The organism is Chitinophaga sp. (assembly GCF_035761305.1).
GTDB lineage: Bacteria > Bacteroidota > Bacteroidia > Chitinophagales > Chitinophagaceae > Chitinophaga.
In genome coordinates, this window is the sequence record NZ_DASTRI010000274.1 from 1 (window position 1) to 19,859 (window position 19,859).

Consider the following 19,859-nt stretch of genomic DNA (forward strand, 5'->3'; position numbering starts at 1 on the left):
CACAACCACCTGCGGTTTACTGACCGGGGAGTGATACACCGGAAAGGCAGCACTGAACTGGCTACGGGAAAAACAGTGGTTATACCGCTTTCTATGTCGCGCGGAAGCCTGCTGGTGCAGGCAGTATCCCAATCGCTGGCTTTGCCGGCGCTTAATTCCTGTGCACATGGTGCAGGACGCAGGCTATCCCGGTTTGATGCCATGAAATACTGGAGAACGGTGCTGAAAGAGAAAGAGCGAAAGGCTTATAAAACACGGTTTGCGGAACTGCTGAACCGCAGCGGCGAATTTCCGCAAGGTTATATACAGGAGCTTGATTTTGCTTACAAAAACGATACAGATATATTTAAGCATCAGCCGCATTTGAAAAAGGTAACGCACACCAGGCCGGTAGTAACAGTGAAATACACCGAGATCTGAAATAAAAAAATAATGGAGCCTTAAAGGCTCCATTATTTTTTTATTCACCTGGCTGCCACAAAAATCACTGATCCGGTGATGCAGCAGGCATAAGTTTACAAAGCAACTGCTGCCGGCGCTGCCGGCAGCATGCCCCACTCCCGCAGCCGCTCCCCGTGGTTCCGCGTTAAGTACCGGATGAGGGCACCTGCCTTGAACTCCTGGCAGGGCAAGCCAAAGTGGCCGGGGCCGGCAAGCCTTTTCACTACACGCCGGTCAGGTTCGCGGAGGTCCATTTCGGTATACAGGCACTCTACATGTGTATCTCCCCACCAGTACCACTTATCCGGATCGTCAGGAGAGGTGGTAGGGCCCATATAGGCAATGAGCATCGGCCACTCACGGGACAGCACTCCTTTCTGGTCCATTGTATTATAAATACCTTCCGCACAATGGAGCAGCCCCGTGCAGGGGCCAAATACCATATGCACAAAGTCGCTGGCCAGCAGGCAGAAGTCTTTTCTAAGCCCATGCCGTTTCACAAAAATGAACTGGTCCAGCTGCTCGTTTTCCAGCATCTGCTGGTAAAACGAGCGCTTGTCGAGATTGTCGGGGTCGAATATGAGTATGCGGGTATTCTCGAAGGTCATGAAGAACCGCAGCACATCAAAGTAAACATTCATGGGCAGCAGCTTACTCCGGCCGCTGGTGCCATCCAGCACTACAATCACCTTTTCATTTTCTTTCACGCCCTGGCTGCGGAACCATTCGTTCCCCCATTCACGGTCTGCGGCAGACATATGCAGCTCATGGCCCCAGAACTCCCTTTCCAGCTGGTATTCGCTCATAATATATCTTTCAAAGTCGGAAAAGAACTCGAAGAGCACATTATGTTCAAAGCCTTTCTTCAAAAACAGGCTATGCACGCCAAATGTGTGGCTTCCGTTCAGAATGCCTTCCCGGTATTTCCCGTTTAAGAACTCCGCCAGGTAAATATCCTTGGTAGAGAAATTAACAATAAGGTCATAAGCGGGAAAATCCACTCCTTCCATATCGAAATAATAATTCTTTACCAGGGGGGAGTTTTGCAAATACGTGTAGTGCTCTTTGGTGGTGAGCAGGTCGAACTGTTGCCCGTTGAAGTATTTGCTTATTGCGCGGAGGCCGGAGAACACCAGTACGCTGTCGCCGATAGGGTAACCCTCCACCATTATCACCACCAGTACATGCTTCACTTTATCTCTTTTCATGGATAAAGTGTTTTCTTTTAGCTTTTGCAATAATTCTTTCATACCAGATAATTTGTGTTAAGCAAATTGTTCCTGTGCAAGCGCTGTTTTCTTTGTAAATCCTTCGCGCTGGTACAGGATTTCTTTTTCCCCGAAGAGGCGCTCGGCCACGATTTCACGCGCCGTGCATTCATCTATCAGCCGGTTCGATTGAACAATAGGATTGGATTCATCCGTGTATTTCAAACTGCTGATAAACTCCAGCCAGGGTTCCTGTCCCATGGCATAAACATATATTTCCTGCGGATCGAAAATATCTACCAGCGACATGCCTTTTTTGCAATCAGACCCGGCCAGGCGGCGGCTGTTATCCTGTTCCCTTGATATTTTCTTTGCCATCAGCGGGCCATACAGCCAGGTGAGCGGGGCGCCGTCGCACTCCATTCCCAGGAAAATCACATCAACATTTCCTATAACGTCGTGCACACGCTTGTAAAGCATCGGCTCCATAATCCGGGAGTCTGCCATAAATAACAGGCTGAACTTGTCTACCTGTACGTGATAGCATAGCTTGGACTGTATATTCAGATCACAGTGCTCGCCGGTAAACGGCAATCCTGTAATGGTAGTATCTGCAAACCGGATCGTTTCCAGCTCGTCCAACTCCACTACATTCTCAAACCCCAGGTAATTGAACATCAGCTTCAGCTCGGGATCTTCCAGGCGTCCGCCGCGGGTACGCGGTACAATAAGGTTCTTAATCTTATGCCGCAACGGCAGCAGGGTTTCAAACAGCACATGATCCTGGTGGTTGTGCGTAATGATGGCGTAATCTATAGTATCGGGCAAATCCACATCGGAAAAGTGCTCTACATCAGAGTGATAACCGTAATAGCTGATGAGCGGATCCATCAGGATGCTAACGTCTTTCGTTTCCACTAAAATGCAGGCGTGCCCGAAATAGCGCATCCTTATTTTGTCGCCGGTGTACTTCTTATAGGGAACCGGCGTTTCTTCCGTAAAGAACGTATTGAACAGCGGCTGTTGCTCGGGGGTAATGCCCAGCAGCGCGCTGATATACTCAACGGTCTGAGGCTGCCTTCTCATTTTGGCCAGCTCGTCGATGCCCTTGTGATTAAAGGGAATATTCAGCCTTACGATATGCGGCTCCTCCAGCCTGGGGGTACTGAGGCAAAACGGCCGGTGGTCGTTATCTGTTATCCACAGCGCTATGCTTTGCGACTCCGGGTTATAATACTCGCTTTTATATAATAACGACTCAAAGAACCTGAAAGAGGGATTATTCTGCAAATCGTAATTCAGCTCTACCAGGCCTTTCAGGATGTCGGGCACCTGCTCGTACAATGGTTCCAGCGAGCTGCCTTTACCGCTGGCCTGCAGCATATTGTTCAATTCCCTGATAGCCTTTGCCAGCTCAAACATATGCGCGCGGTCTTTGCAGGTTTGATCCATTAAAGCCTTCACTTCATCTACCCTGCCGCCGCCGAAGTCCATAAAGGGGCCGCCCAGCATTTTCGGGTTCTGTACGGCTGCTGCGTGGGCTTCGGGATTGAAAATATAAGACTCCATAATGTCCATGTGTCTTTTTGTGATGTTCATGGCTGCTGTTCCGGGAGAGATAAGATGAGGCCATGCATACCAGGAGTCAACTAAAGGCTCAATTACAACGTTCGGTTTCAGATACATCAGTTGCTTGTTCATATACTTTTAATTTGAGGAATTTTATTTCCGGTAAATGAATAGTTATACGGTAGTGAAAAATCGGGTTATTGGATAACGGGGTAATAGCGGCGATAGCAGCTCTTTATGATCTCCGCAATCCTTTCGGCGTGGTTGTTAATAAAAAAGTGATCGCCGTTCAGCACTTCAGCAACGAAGTGCGCGGAGGTAAACCTTTTCCAGTTGCCGATATTAACAACATTCTCCTCCTCGCTGCCCATAATGGCATAGATGGGCGTTTCAACAGGCGCATAAAAAGGCAGCAGATCGGACTTTTCCACCACCTCAAAATCTGCTTTCAGCAGGGGCTCGAAATAGCTGAACAGCTCATCATTCGACAAAACCTCTTCCGGCATGCCGCCAATCCTCTTCAGCTCTTCCTTAAAATCTCCCTTTTCCAGCAGGTAGCGTTTCTTATTATCCCGCACCCCGGGGCCGGGGCTGCCGCTTACGATAATGCAGCTCGGGAACTTCTCTGCTTTTTCAAGCAGGTTGGCTACTTTCAGGGCGATAGCGGCTCCCATGCTATGCCCGTAAATGAGGAAGTCTTTCACGCCGGTGTGCGCTACTATCTGGTGATAAATGTCTTCCGCTGCCAGCTCAAAGTCTTTTATGATCTTCTCTTTCACCCGTTTTCCCCTGCCCGGGAGCTCCAGGGGAATGAATTCAAACTCGGGGAGGTAAGATTTCAGGAACTGGAAGGAGTAAACGCTTCCGCCGGCAAAATGCAATAGAAAAAGTTTGGGCTTATTCATAACTTATATTATTCCAACTGGGTGAATACTTTTCTTCACTGATGTCGTAGATACGGCCGGTGTCCATTTTATACAGCCTGTCTGAACACTGATAATAGTTATCATCATGTGTAATGGCTACCAGCGTAAATCCTTCGTCCTTCAGGAAGGGAATGATCTTCGTATAGAATTTCCGTTTAAAATGCGGGTCCTGGTCGGCTGCAAATTCGTCCAGGATAAGAACGGGCTTGCGTTCTATCATGGCGCAAATGAGCGCCAGCCTTTTCCGCTGGCCGGTAGAAAGGTTGATCGTGGAGAACTTTCCGTCTTCTACCTTTACTTTGTTGTCGATCTCAAACAGCTGCAGATATGTTGTAACCTTCTTACTGTCTACATCCTGTACTCCATAGAACTGGTCAAACAAGTGGAAATCGCTGAAAACAGGGGCAAACAGGGAGCGATAGCTTGTTGTACGGGTAGACAACGCCGGGCGGTTGTTGATCAGGATATCTCCTGTATCGTGCGGCAGAATGCCAGTGAGTATATTGATGAATGTTGTTTTTCCGCTTCCATTTCCTCCGCAGATGAATACCACTTCTCCCTTTTCGATGTTAAAGCTTACCGGCCCAATACCAAAGCCTGGCTCGTCGTTGTTTTCTTCGGGGCGGTACTCATAGCAAATGTTGGTCATGTTCAGCCGTTCAAAGCGGGGTATTGCCTGTATGGGCGGTGCTTCTTCCGGCAAGGTTCCGGTCATCTGGTCTTCAAGCTCCGTAAGCCTTTTCAGGGAAGTGCTGGCCTGCGAGAGGTTAGGAATGAGCAATACTACTGTTTCAATGGGGCTCCAGATGTACAGCACCAGGAAAATGAAATTCACCAGCACCCCTTTACTGATCCCAAACATATTGCCCAGGAACAGCATTACCAGGCCTATGAACACATAGAATGCGATTTGCCCGATGATGCGGTTGTTCAAAAAATTGATCTGCGCTTTCTGGTTCAGCGTAGAGGCGCCGCTGATAGCGTTCTCTATATGTGTGCCTGCTATTTCAGCGCCCTTGGCCGGCTCCATGGTGATCTCCTTGAACCCCCTGAGTATCTCGTTCAGGTACTTCACAAAGGTGTCGTTATGCCCCAATGCCTGCTTAAAAAGCTCTTCGGCCCTTTTTACGCTGAAGAAGTAAATGGCCAGCGTAAACATGATCAGGCCCAGCATACATAACAGCAGCTTCCAGGAGAGCGTGGCCATATAAATAAAGCAAATGCCTACAATCACTACGTTGGTGAGTATATCCACCAGGTTAATAGATGCATTTACGATATTGTCCGTATCTCTTGTAAGGGCGGTATAAATACGGCTTTTATTGCGGGTAAGAGAAGTGAACGACGACCGAAGGATCATCAGCAGCACCTCTCTCCTGGTTCTTTGCAGCAATCCCTGGGTGAACCTGATAATGCCTATTGACACCAGCCACCTTGATACCACAAACACGGCAAGCGATGCCACGAAATACAACAGGTACACGGTTGGCAGGATGATGGCCTTTGTAAAGAAATCGTTGATGATCCTGTTAATGAGGTACACAACACCCATATTTCCCAGCGCTGCAACAATGCTTAACCCGGCAAAGTAGGTGTACTTGCCCCAATGACCTTTTATAATATTCATACAATCTTATTTAACATTGTGATGATTAATGATACTTTCGATAATGTCCTTCATCTGCCTGATGTAATACCCTTCCGAGATGCGGGCATGCGCATTGTCGCGGTGGCACAGGTTTTCCCATTCCAGCACAATGGCGTTGGCATACTCATAACATTTAATGGCCAGGCCGCCTTTCTCTTTGTTCCAGGCAGTTTCCCGGGCCCGGCTGCTTTCGGCCGGCCGCTCCTTCAGCTGTTCGCCGGTATGATCCAGGTAGCTGATGTTATACGCCGTAGCATCTGTAACAGACCAGCCGTATTTACGCCTGATCATTTCACAGATACAGCCAAAGTGTATTTCCTGGTGAAGGCGGGCCTGCAGGTAGGTTTGCTGTATGCCCCTCAGCACGTTGTCGGGCGATGCAAAGCGCCGTTCCATGAGCACCGGCAAGGCATTGGTAAACTGGCCGATGGCCTTGCCGGCCGCAAACCCCGGCAGGCGCAGGTCGCGCCCATTGGCGATTACATTGATGATGAACGACTGGCATTCGGGGAACTCCTTAAAGGCCGCATACCGGAATATGCCCAAGGCCAATGTGCTCGGGAAAATGTGCATATGCCTGCAATATGACCGCCATGCCGTTAGCCGCTTTTTGTCAATTGTAATGCTGCTGGTAACAACCGTTACATCGTTCAGCTGCGAAAATTCGCTGTACACCGGTAATGAATGCACATCTATTTCCTTTAAGCAGGCTTCCCAGAAGGCTGCTTTTTCTTTACCCTGTTCCGAATGATAAAAGGCCTCCTGCGCACGGATAAAATCGCGGTACGCCGGCCGGTGGTCATTGGTTTCATCATTGTTATAATACTGCAGGAAGATCTCTTTCAGCTGCTGGTTGGAAACATAGTCCGTTACAATATGATGAATAATGAACAGGGCCTGCGCCTCATTGTTATTATGCATAACCGCGCATTTCATCACCTCTCCGCCGTACAGGTCAAAAGGCTCACTGAAAAGGCGTTCCAGGGTGTCCTGCACCTGTGGGCTGTTTGCATCCAGTATGTCCCTTTCTATAAAATGAATACGGTTGGCAGTATGCGTTGCCGGTAATATTTCCTGCAGGAACGCCCCGTTTTTCCGGTGGAACTTTGTTCGCAGCACCTCGTGGCCGGCCAGCAGTTTTTGAAAAGCAGCGGTAAAAGCCGCCTTATTGAAGGCCGGCAGCTGAAGGGAGAAATACCCGTAGGCATGCGCGATATTATCCCCGTGAACATACAGCTGCTGGTTATATGACAGGCCGAAAAGGTTGTCCGCAGCGGCGTTGTGCTCCTCCTGCTCCTGTTCAGCAGCAGGGGGCCTTGCAGCTGTTACGGCCCTGGCCAGGTCTTCCAGCACGTGGTATTTCAGCAGGTTATCTATGCTAACGGAATAGCCTGCACGCTCCAGCTTATTGATCACTAAAATGGCCGTGAGGCTGCTGCCGCCCAGCTCAAAAAAGCTGTGCTTTGCACCCACCGGGTAATCCAGCTCAAAAACCTGCTCCCATACCTGCGCAAGGCAGGCCTCTATTTCGTTTTTTGGTGCAACATAGGCGGTAGCTGCGCTGGTGTGGCCGGGATTGGGCAGGGCTTTCCTGTTCACCTTTCCGTTGGGTGTAAGCGGCAGCTCATCCAGCTGAATGAGCCAGGCAGGCACCATGTACTCGGGCAATTTTTCCAGCAGCTGCTGTCTTAATACATCCGGGTTCACCTGCTCTTCGCTTACGAAGTAGGCGGCCAGGTTACGCTGGCCCCTTTCATCCTCCCTGAGCACCACCACGGCTGAAGAGATGCCGTCGGCTGTTATGATCGCCTGTTCTATCTCGCCCAGCTCCACGCGGAAGCCCCTGATCTTCACCTGGTCGTCTATCCTGCCCAGGTAAGCGATATTGCCATCGGGCAGCCAGCGCGCCAGGTCGCCGGTGCGGTAAATCCGCGCCCCTTCCCTGAAGGGGTGGGGTATAAACCGTTCCGCTGTCAGCTGCGGGTTATCCAGGTAACCGCGCGCCAGCTGTGCGCCGCCTATATACAGCTCTCCCGGCACGCCGGTTGCAACGGGCTGTTTAGCCGCATCCAGGATGTATATCTGTGTATTGGCGGCGGGCTTCCCGATGAGGACAGACCGGTTCTCCGGCAGCGGCGTGCTGCCCTCCAGCGTTTCCACCACGCATCCTACAGTAGCTTCCGTGGGGCCGTACTCGTTATAGATAATTATATCGCTGTTGGCTGATCTTAACAGCGCAACCTGGTGGTGTTTCAGCTCTTCGCCGCCTACAATAATCTGCCCTACAGCCGATCTTTCCCCGCAAAGGCCATGCAGCAGCTCTATGTGCGCAGGCGTGCATTTCAGGAAGTTGATCTGCGAAGGTCCCCAGAAAACATCCTGCATAATGTCCTGCACCGGCATATCCTGCGGATAGATCACCAATTCTCCGCCTGCAGAAAGAACACCCAGTATGCTCGTTACCGTTAGATCGAATGAAAGGGATGTGAACAGGGCTGCCTTATACTGCCGGCTGCGGTTCCACAGGTATTTATCATGGCAGTAGGAAAGGTAGTTGAACAAGCTGCCATGTTCTATCATCACCCCTTTAGGCTTGCCGGTAGACCCGGATGTATAGATCACATAAGCCAGGTTGCCGGTGCTTACAGAAAGCTGCGGCAATTCCGCGGGCTCCATTTCAACGGCCATCCAGTCACGGTCTACCAGCAGCTTAAGCATGCCCCGCTGGTCTTCAAACAGCTCTTTAAAATCGGTATGCGAAATAATCAGCGGCGGATGGGTATCAGACAGCATGTAGGCAATCCGCTCTGCCGGGTAGCCGGGATCTACCGGCACATAGGCGGCACCGGCTTTCAGGATGCCCATAATGCTAATGATCATTTCAGCAGAGCGCTCCAGGCAAATGGGCACCAGCGTTTCGGGGGCTACGCCTTTCTTTATGAGATAATGCGCCAGCTGGTTACTCTTTTCATCCAGCTCGTTGTAAGTGAGCGGCTCGCCGTTAAAGGTGAGCGCAGTATGGTTTGGCTGAGCTGTTACCTGCTCCCGGAACATATCCAGGAAGGTTTTCCCTTCCGGATAAACGGTTTGCGTGCTGTTAAAGGCACCTAGCAGCTGTATGCGTTCTGCCGGCAGCATATAGTCAAGCTGCTGAATGGGCCGTTGAGGGTGCGCTATCACTTGTTCCAGCAGCTGTTTGAAATGATTGATCAGCCGCTTTACGGTTTCTTTATCGTAGATGGCTTCATTGTATTGCACAATAATCTGAAGGGCATCTGCTCTTTCCACAAAAGATACCAGCAGGTCAAATTTCGCCATGCAGGCGCCCCTGTCTATCACCTCATTTTCGGCTATGCCTGAAACATCCCATCCATGCCCCTTTTCGCGCTGGTTTTGCAGCACCATGGTTACGTCGTATAAAGGCGAGCGGCTTGGGTCGCGCTGCAGGCCCATTTCATCAATCAGCCGGTCAATAGGGTATACCTGGTGGTCGTATGCCGATAACGTAGTGTTTCTTACCCGGTCAAGCAATTCCGAAAAACTTTCTGTTCCCTTCAGCCGGGTGCGCAGGGCAAGGGTATTCACATAAAATCCTATCTGGTCATCCAGGTCGGCATGATCCCTGCCTGCTACCGGGCTGCCAATGATAATATCTTCCTGGCCGGTGTACCGGTAAAACAGCGTATTCAATACGGCCAGCAAACCCATAAACAAGGTTCCCTGCTGCTGCGCGCATAACTGCCCCAGCGCGGCTATATGGTCATAGCTGATAACGGCAGACAGCTCGCGGCCGCCATAGGTAAGCACCGGAGGCCGGGTCATATCTGAGGGGATGGACAGTACCGGAAGCTCGCCGGACAATTGTTCCAGCCAGTATTGGCGGTGTTGCTGAAAGCGGTCTGTGAGCAGCTCCTGCTGCTGCCACACCGCGTAATCCTTATACTGGATGGCGGGGGCAGGTACATCCTCCACAACGCCGGTGCTATAGGCCCGGTAGTTTTCCAGCACCTCCCGGCCCAGTATTTCCATAGACCAGCCATCGCTGATGATATGGTGGATGTTAAAGCTGAACACGTAACGGTCTGGTCCCAGCCTGATCAAAGCAGTGCTGAACAAGGGCCCTTGTGACAGATCAAATATTTTTCCGGCTTCGGCTAACAGGAAGGCCTTTACTTCGTCCGGCGCGGCGCCTTCAAAATCGTGGTAGGCCACTTCGCAAAAACCTGCGCTCAGGGGCAGCACTACCTGCCTTATTTCGCCTTTCTCATTAAGGCGGAATACTGTTCTCAGTATTTCATGGCGGCTTACCAGGCGTGCTATCGCCTTCTCAAATACCTCCTTGCTGAACTGGCCGTTGAGGTAGCGGTGCCCTGCCAGGTTATAGGCCCGTGAGGCTTCTTTTTGCTGGGAGGCCAGCCACAATCTCCGCTGGCCGTTTGATACCGGGTAGTCGGGGGCAGGGGCGGCCTTTTCAATCCGTTTATATTCCTGCCGGGTGTCGTGCTTTTTCAGGTAATGCAGCAACGCCGGCTTATTCTCTTTTACGCGGCTGATAATATCGGGCGATATATCCTCATCGCTGTCATAAATCAGCTTCAGATCGTTCTCCACGAGCGATAAGCGGATATTCTTCTCTGCCAGTGCCTGTATGAAGTCTTTCATGTGATTGCATTAAGTAGTGATGGCTTTTATTTTCCGTCAGATGATCATTTCCTTCTTTTCTTTCCGTTCGGTTTTTCCTTCGTGGCTGCTAACCTCTTTGATGGAGCGGATGCTGTTCATGATCTCTATTTCTTCGGCAAATGATTTGATATTGGGTGTTTTGAAGAATATCTCGATGGATATTTCCACGTTGAATTCGCGGTGTATCTTTTTAGCCAGCGTCATGGCTTTGAGGGAATCTCCTCCCAGGTCAAAGAAGTTATCCAGCACGCCTATTTTCTCAAACCCGAAAAACTCGGTCCATAACGCGGCCAGCTTTTTCTCGATCTCTGTTTCAGGCGCTTTGTAAGCAGTTGACAGCTCGGGCCTGTCCAGCGTGGCCTGCACCGGTGCTCCCGGTTCTTTCTTTTCGGGCTGCGCGGCAGGCGTGTTTACATACCTGTTAATACGCTCCTGCAGGTCAGATACAGAAACCACCACCTGGGCGGCGCCCGGCAGTTGCAGCGACCGTTCAAATACTTCCGGCATTTCCGGCCGGTTAATAACACTGGCGCCGGCGCCTTCCTGCTTCAGGGAAAGGCCGTCGAGGTTTACGCTGATGATGTTGGTGCCTTTTGCGGAGAGCTGCTGCGCAAAAAAGTCCATGAAGCTGTTGGCCGCTGCATAAGCGGCAAAGGTGAGGCCGCCAAGCACGGTAGAGATACTGGATGAAAGCCAGTAAAAGTCGGGGCGGTCGTTCTCAAACGTGCGAACGATGTTCAGCAGGCCTTTTATCTTGGGGTTGAAATGATGATCCATTTCCGGCTGGCGGATATATTCAATCGGCTTATTGCTCCGGGGGTCTGTAAACCCTGCGAGGTGTACGATGCCGTGTATGGCGCCGAACTGCGCCAACACCTGCTCCCTGCACGCTGCCAAACTCTCATCATTACTGATGTCTGCAGCATGGTACTCCACTGTACCCGGCAATTCCTTTAACCTGTTCAGGGTTTTCAATTTATCGCCGCTGCCGGCGGTGAGCTGTGTGCGGCCCAGGAGTATAACATTTGCTTCGTAAACAGATAGCAGATGCTCCGCCAAACAAACACCCAGCTGACCAAGGCCGCCGGTGATAAGGTAAGTGCCTTTTTTTCGGATGGTATTGCCGGGGGCAGCTGCTATGGAATGCGGGGTGAACTTGCCGGTCCAGCGCAGCCCGTTCCTGAAGGCCAGCACCCGGTCTGTTTCATTGTGCCTGGTTTCATGATAAAGCTGCTGCGCTACCTGCTGCGGGTCATCATCAGCCGCTATATCAATACAGCAGCTAAAGAAGGAAGGCGCTTCCTGCGACAGCACCTTGCAATATCCCAGCGCCAGTGCAGCGCCCAGGTTGTTCTGGGGCTCTGTTCCCAGCACCTGCTGCAAACCGCTGGTTACAAGCACCAGCTTCCGGGGTGTTTTTATATCCTGGAACTGCAGGTTGCTGTGAAGACGAAGCAGGAACCGGAAATGCGCGTCCAGCTGCTCGTTTGCAGACTGGCTAATGCAGCTCCACATATAAACAACCTGGTCAAACTCAAAATCCTGTGCTTTCATCCATTCCCGCAGGCTTATTATATCGCGCTCGTTTTCTTCGTTTATCGTGATTGTATTACCGGGCTGCGCTTCAAACTGCCTGCCCTTATTAACAACCACCACCCGGTTGCCTGTTGCTATAAGCCGGTTGATGAGCGCTGAACATGCGGCGCTGTTATCGGAGAAGAAGAGATAATTTTTCCCTTCCCAGGCAGCAGCGCCGGCAGGCCGGAAAGACCGCTCCCAGGTTGGCAGGTAAAACCATTCTGACAAATCTTTCTTTCCGCCTGCTGTGGTGGTGGCACCCAGCTCCTGGTGTATGAGCTGAAAGGCATTAATATCGGTTGTAAAGAAAGATTTGTCGAAGGCGTAGGCAGGTACCGGAACAATCCTTCTTTCTTCGGGCCCGTACACTGCATCCCAGTTAATGGCAACGCCCTGCAGCCATAACATGCCCAGCCTGTCTGTAAGCAGCTCCTGGTCATGGAAGGCTTCTTTCGGATGCCGGATGGTGTTGATGGCCAGGTTTTTTCCTTTAAACGCCTTATCCACCTGCTGGCAAAAACTCTTTAAAGCAGTACCGGGGCCTATTTCCACGAACACGGTTTTGCCCTTTTGCGCCAGCTCTGAAACAGCATTTGAAAAAAGAACCGTAGCACGGATATGGTCGGACCAGTATTGGGCCGACAGCGCCTCGCTGCCGATTAGCTTACCTGAAATATTGGAGTAAAAGGGAATTTTGGGCATAGACAGTGAAACGCCTGCAACCATCTTCTTAAAATCTTCCCTTATCGGGTCCATCATAGCGGAGTGGAAAGCATGGGAGGTTTTCAGCTTTGTGAAAGCTACACCCTTTGCTTCCAGGCCGGATGATAAAGCCCCGATCTCCTCATGGGTGCCGGACACTACGCAGTATGCCGGTGCATTAACAGCTGCAATGTTAATATTGCCGCCCAGCAGGGGCCTTACTTCTTCCTGCGCCATGGGCAGCGCCAGCATGGCCCCGCTTTCCACGCTGCTCATGAGCCGTGCACGTTCCAGCACAATACGAAGGCCATCATCGAATGTAAATACTTCGCTTATACAGGCGGCCACCAGCTCGCCGATGCTATGGCCTACCATACAGTCGGGCTTTATACCCCAACCCATCAGCAGCTTGGCCAGCGCATATTCAAAAATGAACAGCAGCGGCTGCGCATAGGCGGTATTGTTTATCTTATTGTCCTGCGATGCTGCTGCATCATTAAACAGGATGCTGCGGTAATCTTCGCCTGTTAAGGCTTCCAGCTTTTGCAGCCCGTCATCAAGCAATGCCCTGAATGCGGGTTCGGCCTGGTACAGGTCTTTTCCCATATTCACGTACTGGCTTCCCTGCCCGGAAAACATGAAAACAACGGCAGGAGGGGCTGCGGTTTCCAGCTCACCGCTTTTCCCATCATGGCAACGGCTTTCAGCGCCGTTTTGCTCATGCACCAGGAAGTGGCGGTACTTATAGTGCTTTCTCCTTTTCTGCAGCGTATGGGCGATATTGTTAATGCTGTTATTGGTGTCGGAGAGGTAAGCCTTTACCTCTTCTATATAGTCACTCAGCGATGTTCTTGTTTTTGCCGATAACGTGAGCAGGTTATACCTGCGGCCGGCAGGAGCCGGTTCCTGCACCGGGGGCGCTTCTTCCAGCACCAGGTGCGAGTTGGTGCCGCCTATGCCGAAAGAGCTGACGCCGGCGCGCAACGGCTCATTATCCTTACGCTCCCACTTGCGCAATGCGGTGTTTACATAAAAGGGGCCGTCGGCAAAATCGATCTCGGGGTTGGGCTTATTGAAGTGAAGGCTGGGAGGGATCTCCCTGAACTTCATGGCCAGCGCGGTCTTGATCAGTCCTGCCAGGCCTGCAGCGCTGTCCAGGTGACCTAAATTCGACTTCACCGATCCGATGGCGCAATGTTTATCCTTATTTTTTCCAAATGCGTAGTTCAATGCGGCTACTTCCACGGGGTCGCCCAGCCGGGTGGCTGTGCCGTGCGCTTCCAGGTAAGATACCTGCTCCGGGGCAATGCCGGCAAACTTATGGGCCATCATAATACATTCAGCCTGTCCAACAGTGCTGGGCGCTGTATAGCCTACTTTGCGGTTACCGTCGTTATTTACGGCCGTGGCTTTAATAACAGCGTAGATGTGGTCTTTGTCATTAACAGCATCTTCCAGGCGTTTTAATACTACAATACCAATACCTTCTCCTGCCGTGGTACCGGAGGCTTTCTCGTCAAAGGTGCGGCAATGGCCATCCCTGGAGTTGATCATACCCTCCTGGTATTTATAACCGATTGTATTGTTTGTTTTAATGCTTACGGCGCCGGCAAGGGCCATGCTGCATTCCCGCATCAGCAGGCTTCTGCAGGCCATATGCACCGCTACCAGCGAGGTAGAGCAGGCCGTGTCCACATAACAGGCGGGGCCTCTCAGGTTCAGCTTATACGCTACCAGCGTGCTGATAAAGCTTTTGTTGGCAATGATGTTGGCAAAGAAGGGGTCTACATCCGCCTTCATTCTTTCCAGCAGGCTGTAGGCCATCCAGTTGGTATTTTCGCTGGCGCCGGCAAACAGCCCGATCTTATCTTTATAATCATACGGATTGTAGCCGGCATCGTCCAGCGCTTTCCAGGTATGCTCATGAAACAGTCTTATCTGCGGGTCCATGAGGCCGGCTTCTTCTTTCGTATACCCGAAGAAAGCGGCGTCGAATGAATTTTTGCTGTCTATGCGGGAACCGATCTTAATGTAAGTATCATCTTTCAGCAGGGCGCTGTCCATGCCTTTGTCCAACAGCTCTTCTTCTGAATAAAAGTGCACCAGCTCTTTGCCTGCGCGTATATTCTTCCAAAACTCCCTGATGTTCCGTGAACCAGAGAACCTACCGGACATGCCGATGATAGCAATATCTTTCTTGCTCATATTTTTAATGTTTTATGGACAATAATTTTTAAAGACGATTAACAATTACCTTAATGCGGGGGTGGGGTTAATGGCGGGGTATTACTCTTCAAAAAGCTCAATGGCATCGTTCAGAACCTCAGCGTTCTCCAGGGTATTTTCCTGCAGCATGGATGTACAGGAAAGGTTGTCGCCAAAATAATTTTCGGCAAGGTCCCGCACATTGGTATATTCAAACAGGGCGCTTACTTTTAAGCCGGCATTGAATGATTTATTGATCAGGGAATTTATTTTTATCAGTGACAGGGAATTGGCGCCAATGTCAAAGAAATTGTCTGCTATGCCAATATCCCCCGGCTGCTTTCCTAATACCGATGCTATTATCTCCACCAGCTTCTCCTGCACGTTATTTTCCGGGGCAACATATTCCGCCTCTTCATTCAACCTTATTCCCACCGGGGAGGGAAGCGCTTTGCGGTCTATTTTACCGTTTACCGTCAGCGGCATCTCTTCGAGCTTTATGATGTAGGAAGGCATCATGTATTCCGGGATCCTGTTCCTGAGCTGCTGCTTCAGCGCGGCAATGCCTGTTGTGCTGCCGGTTACGATGTATGCCGCAATATAATCACCGCCATCATCGGCCTTCCAAATGCGTACAGCTGCGGATTCCACCGCTTCCATCTCCAGCAGGGCATGCTCTATTTCACCCAGCTCAATACGGTGCCCGCGTATCTTCACCTGGTCATCGGCCCGGCCCATATACTCAATATTGCCGTCGGGCAGCCAGCGGGCCAGGTCGCCGGTGCGGTACAGCCGTTCGCCCTGCACATAAGGGTGTTTAATGAAACGCGCAGCTGTCAGGTCTTCCCGCTTCAGGTAACCGCGCGCCAACTGAACGCCCCCGATATACAGCTCACCGGTTATGCCTACCGGCACCAGGCCGCCGGCTGCATCCAGCACATACAGCGAGGTATTGGCCAACGGGCCGCCGATAGTTGTTCTATTGCCTTCCAGCACCGGGTGGTGCGACAGGCTGGCGCATACGGTAGATTCCGTAGGCCCGTATGCGTTAACCAGGTGCACGCCCTGTGCCGCAAGAATGCCGGCCATTTCCAGGTTCAGCGGCTCCCCTGCGGAAACCACTGTTTTAAACCGGCCGATGATGTCTTTTATAGCCAGCTGAAAAGAAGGCGGCAAAACGGCTACGGATATATTGTGCGCGCTAATGAGCGCAGCCAGTGCATCTACCGACATAATATCTTCCCTCGAAGGCAATACCAGGTAACCGCCGCTTAGCAGGGTATTGAATATCTCGTAGCAGGAAGCGTCGAAACTGAAAGGCGCAAACTGGAGGGTGCCCATGCCTTTTTCCAGCCGCAGCTCTGCTGCCTGGCTCAGGGCAAGGTTAACAACCCCTTTATGTTCTATGAGCACGCCTTTAGGCTTGCCGGTAGAACCGGAGGTATAAATAACATAGGCAAGCTGGCCGGGCTGCAGCGCTGCATCAGGGGCCTGTTCGGGCTCCATTTCCACCGCAATCCAATCCCTGTCTACAAACAGCTTGAACGCCCGGGGATAGTCGTCAAGCAGGTCCCTGTAGAAAGTATGGGAGATGATCACCTGCGCATCAATATCGGACAGCATATAATTAATCCTTTCAACAGGATATGAAGGATCTACGGGCACAAAAGCACCGCCGGCCTTCAGGATGCCCAGTATGCTGATGATCATTTCAGCGGAACGGTCCAGGCAAACGGGCACCAGCGTTTCATGGCTTACTCCTTTTTTTAAGAGATAGCGGGCCAGCTGGTTACTCTTTTCATCCAGCTCGCGGTAGGTGAGTGACTGCCCGTCAGATATGAGCGCCACTGCGCCGGGATTAGCGGCCACCTGCGCGGCAAACAGGTCGATGATGGTTTTATTGCGTGGAAAATCATTAGCCGTATCATTAAATACATGCAGCAGCTGATGCTGTTCTTCCGCTGTCATGTACTCCAGCTTATTCAGCGGCGTATCGGGCGCCGTTGCGGCCAGCTTCAGCAGGCGGCTGAAATGTTTCATGAAGCGGTGAATGATTTCCGTATCATATACCGTAGCATTGTACTGCACCGCCATGTTAATGCCTTCGGCCCTTTCCGAGAAAACAATGTGCAGGTCGTATTTAGCAGTGCTTTCGCCTTCATCAATGATCTGGCCTTCGCTGCCGGCAGCATGTACGGTGTTGTCTTTTTCCTGCTGGTTTTGCAATACCATGGTTACATCAAAAATGGCGGAGCGGCTCATATCCCGGCGTATATCCATTTCCTGCACCAGGCGGTCAAAAGGATATTGCTGATGCGCATATGCGGCAAGCGTTACTTCCCGTACCCTGTTCAATAAGGCGGTAAAGCTGTCGGACCCGCTGAAACGGGTGCGCAGGGCCAGCATGTTGATATAGAAACCGATCTGGTCTGCCAGGTCGGCGTGCTCGCGCCCTGCCACTGCGCTGCCGATGATAATATCTTCCTGGCCGGTATAGCGGTGGAACAGGGTATTCATGAGGCTTACCAATCCCATGAACAGCGTGCATTGCTGGCGCTGGCATACCGCGCTTAGCTTTGCAACATCGTCATTGCCTATGAGCACAGAGAACTGGTGCCCTTCGTGCTGCATAATGGGCGGCCTTGTTTTATAAGCAGGCAGCGAGAGCACCGGCAGCTCTCCTGAAAGCTGTTCCAGCCAGTAAGCCTGGTGCCGGCGGTAAGCTTCGGTGAGCAGCTCGGCCTGTTCCCATACCGCATAATCCTTATACTGGATGGGCAGGGGCTGCAGCTGCGGATCGGCGTTCTGCAGGAAGGCTTCATACAGCTGCATCACCTCTTTCATCAGGATGTTCATAGACCAGCCATCGCTGATAATATGATGCATGTTATAGTAGCAGAGATATTTTTCCTCTTCAAGCCGGAACAACATTACCCTGAACAGGGGACCGTTTTCCAGGTCAAAGGGCCGGCTTTTATCTTTACGGATCATCTCATCCGCAATATCGCGGGCAGCGGCTTCATTCCGGAGGTCTTTATAGACGAACCGCAGCGGAAAATCTTCAGCAGGTAATACCCATTGCCTTGCCTGCCCGTCTTTTTCCCGGAAGATGGTTCTCAATATCTCGTGGCGCGCCACTACTGCTTTGATCGCGTGCTCGTAGGCAACCGCATCAAACGATCCATTCAGCTCCAGCACCCGGGGAATGTTGTACTCTATTGCATCTTTATTTATCTCGTACAAAATCCACAGGCGCAGCTGGGCAGATGACAGCGGATAAGAGGGCGCTGCTTCAGCACGTGGTATCTGCTGCCATGCCACTGCATTGTCTTTTATCTGCTGCAGGCAGGCGATCAGTTCTTCCTTATGCGCCCTTATTTGTGCAGTGATCTCCTGGGTTAATGCGCCTTTCGGATGTTTGAGGCTAAGACCGCCCTCACTATTCAGCTGCACGTTAATATCCAGGTCACGCAGCCGGGCTAAAAAAGCATCTATGCTTGTGATGGTAGACATACATGTATTGTTTTAATGGTAAGAAGGAAACGGAGGTTATATAGTGGTTTCCTCATATTCAACATTATCTGCGCGTTGTACCTGCAGGCTGTTGAGCGCCCAGCTGGTATTCAGTATTTTATTGGCGAGGTTTTCTATTGTAGGCTCTTCAAACATCTTCTGAATGCCAATCACCACGCCAAATTCCTTTGATACACGGAACAGGATTTTGATGGCTTTGATGCTGTGACCACCCAGCTCAAAGAAGTTGTCCCTTACGCCGATCTCTTTTTCTGTTCCCATTACCTCTTTCCATATTTCCACCAGGCGTTGTTCCACTTCGTTGCGGGGAGCCAGGTACGGGGTTGCTGTAGCAGTGATGTCCGGTGCGGGCAGCGCGCGTTTATCCACTTTGCCGTTGGTAGTAAGCGGCAGCTTATCCAGCTGTACGTAATGGCAGGGCACCATGTATTCCGGCAACCGGTCCAGCAGCCTGCGGCGTAATGCTTCCACATCCACCACATGCCCGCTCACCAGGTAACCTACCAGGTACTTATCCCCACCTGCTCCCTCACGCGGCTGTACCACCGCTGATACCATACCTGCTTCTTCCAGCAGCACATGCTCTATCTCGCCCAGCTCTATCCGGTAACCATTTATCTTCACCTGGTCATCGGCACGGCCAAGGTATTCCATCACCCCATCCGGCCGCCAACGGCAAACATCGCCGGTCCGGTACAGCCGGCCGCCTGCATGCAGCGGATCGGCTATAAAGCGTTGCGCCGTCAGCTCCGCACGGTTCAGGTAACCGCGCGCCAGCTGGCTGCCCCCTATGTATAGTTCACCGCTCACACCCACCGGCACCAGCTGCCGGTTTTCATCCAGTATACAGGCATATGTGTTCCCGACCGGGCGGCCGATGGGCATGCTGCCCTCCGGTAAAACATCTCCCCGCCCGATCCGCTGTACGATACAGCCTACCGTTGATTCCGTAGGACCGTATTCGTTATAGATCTCTATATCTGCATTCAATGCCTGTAACACCAGCACCTGGCTGCGCTTCAGCTCTTCACCGCCTACGATGATGCGGCTTACATCTGTTGTACCACCCTGCAGCAGCTCTATGTGTGCCGGCGTGCACTTCACCAGGTTCATACCGCTGCCTGAACGGAATATATCGTTGAGCACTTCTCCCACGGCCTGGTCCTGCCCATACACCACCAGCTCTCCGCCGCTTACCAGTGTGCCCAGGATGCTGGTCACCGTAAGGTCAAACGATAAGGACGTGAACAGCGGTACCCGGTAATGGCCGCTATCCCGGTAATAGGTTTGCAAGCAGTAGTGAAGGTAGTTCCACAGGCTGCCATGCTCGATCTGCACGCCCTTTGGATGGCCCGTTGAGCCCGA

Annotated in this window: 9 protein-coding genes; 1 reads left to right on the forward strand and 8 read right to left on the reverse strand. The window is 51.6% G+C overall.

Annotated features, from left to right (window positions below; genetic code table 11):
* On the forward strand, positions 1–420 hold a 420-nt coding region (locus VFS25_RS22980), incomplete at its 5' end, for an RtcB family protein (RefSeq protein WP_326464525.1).
* A 95-nt stretch (positions 421–515) separates the two neighbouring features.
* On the opposite strand, the gene VFS25_RS22985 is transcribed toward VFS25_RS22980, so the two are convergent.
* From VFS25_RS22985 to VFS25_RS23020, 8 genes are all read right to left on the reverse strand, one after another.
* A complete protein-coding gene (locus VFS25_RS22985) occupies positions 516–1,691 on the reverse strand; it encodes a hypothetical protein (RefSeq protein ID WP_326464526.1) in 1,176 nt (391 codons plus the stop codon).
* Positions 1,692–1,706: 15 nt separating this feature from the next.
* Positions 1,707–3,350 carry an MBL fold metallo-hydrolase gene (locus VFS25_RS22990; RefSeq protein WP_326464527.1) on the reverse strand — a complete coding sequence of 548 codons (1,644 nt, stop codon included), beginning with the start codon at positions 3,348–3,350 and terminating at the stop codon, positions 1,707–1,709.
* Between the two features lie 65 nt (positions 3,351–3,415).
* A complete protein-coding gene (locus VFS25_RS22995) occupies positions 3,416–4,123 on the reverse strand; it encodes a thioesterase II family protein (RefSeq protein ID WP_326464528.1) in 708 nt (235 codons plus the stop codon).
* On the reverse strand, positions 4,116–5,771 hold the full coding sequence (locus VFS25_RS23000) for a cyclic peptide export ABC transporter (protein ID WP_326464529.1): 1,656 nt from the start codon (positions 5,769–5,771) through the stop codon (positions 4,116–4,118). Before VFS25_RS23000 ends, VFS25_RS22995 begins: the two co-directional genes overlap by 8 nt.
* 6 nt (positions 5,772–5,777) lie before the next feature.
* Positions 5,778–10,454, reverse strand: a complete 4,677-nt coding sequence (locus VFS25_RS23005; protein WP_326464530.1) for a non-ribosomal peptide synthetase — start codon at positions 10,452–10,454, stop codon at positions 5,778–5,780.
* Between the two features lie 36 nt (positions 10,455–10,490).
* Complete coding sequence (locus VFS25_RS23010) at positions 10,491–14,960, reverse strand: type I polyketide synthase (protein ID WP_326464531.1); 4,470 nt, start codon at positions 14,958–14,960, stop codon at positions 10,491–10,493.
* 81 nt (positions 14,961–15,041) lie between these two features.
* On the reverse strand, positions 15,042–18,473 hold the full coding sequence (locus VFS25_RS23015) for an amino acid adenylation domain-containing protein (protein ID WP_326464532.1): 3,432 nt from the start codon (positions 18,471–18,473) through the stop codon (positions 15,042–15,044).
* Between the two features lie 36 nt (positions 18,474–18,509).
* The coding region (locus VFS25_RS23020; RefSeq protein WP_326464533.1) for a non-ribosomal peptide synthetase at positions 18,510–19,859 on the reverse strand (1,350 nt) is incomplete at its 5' end.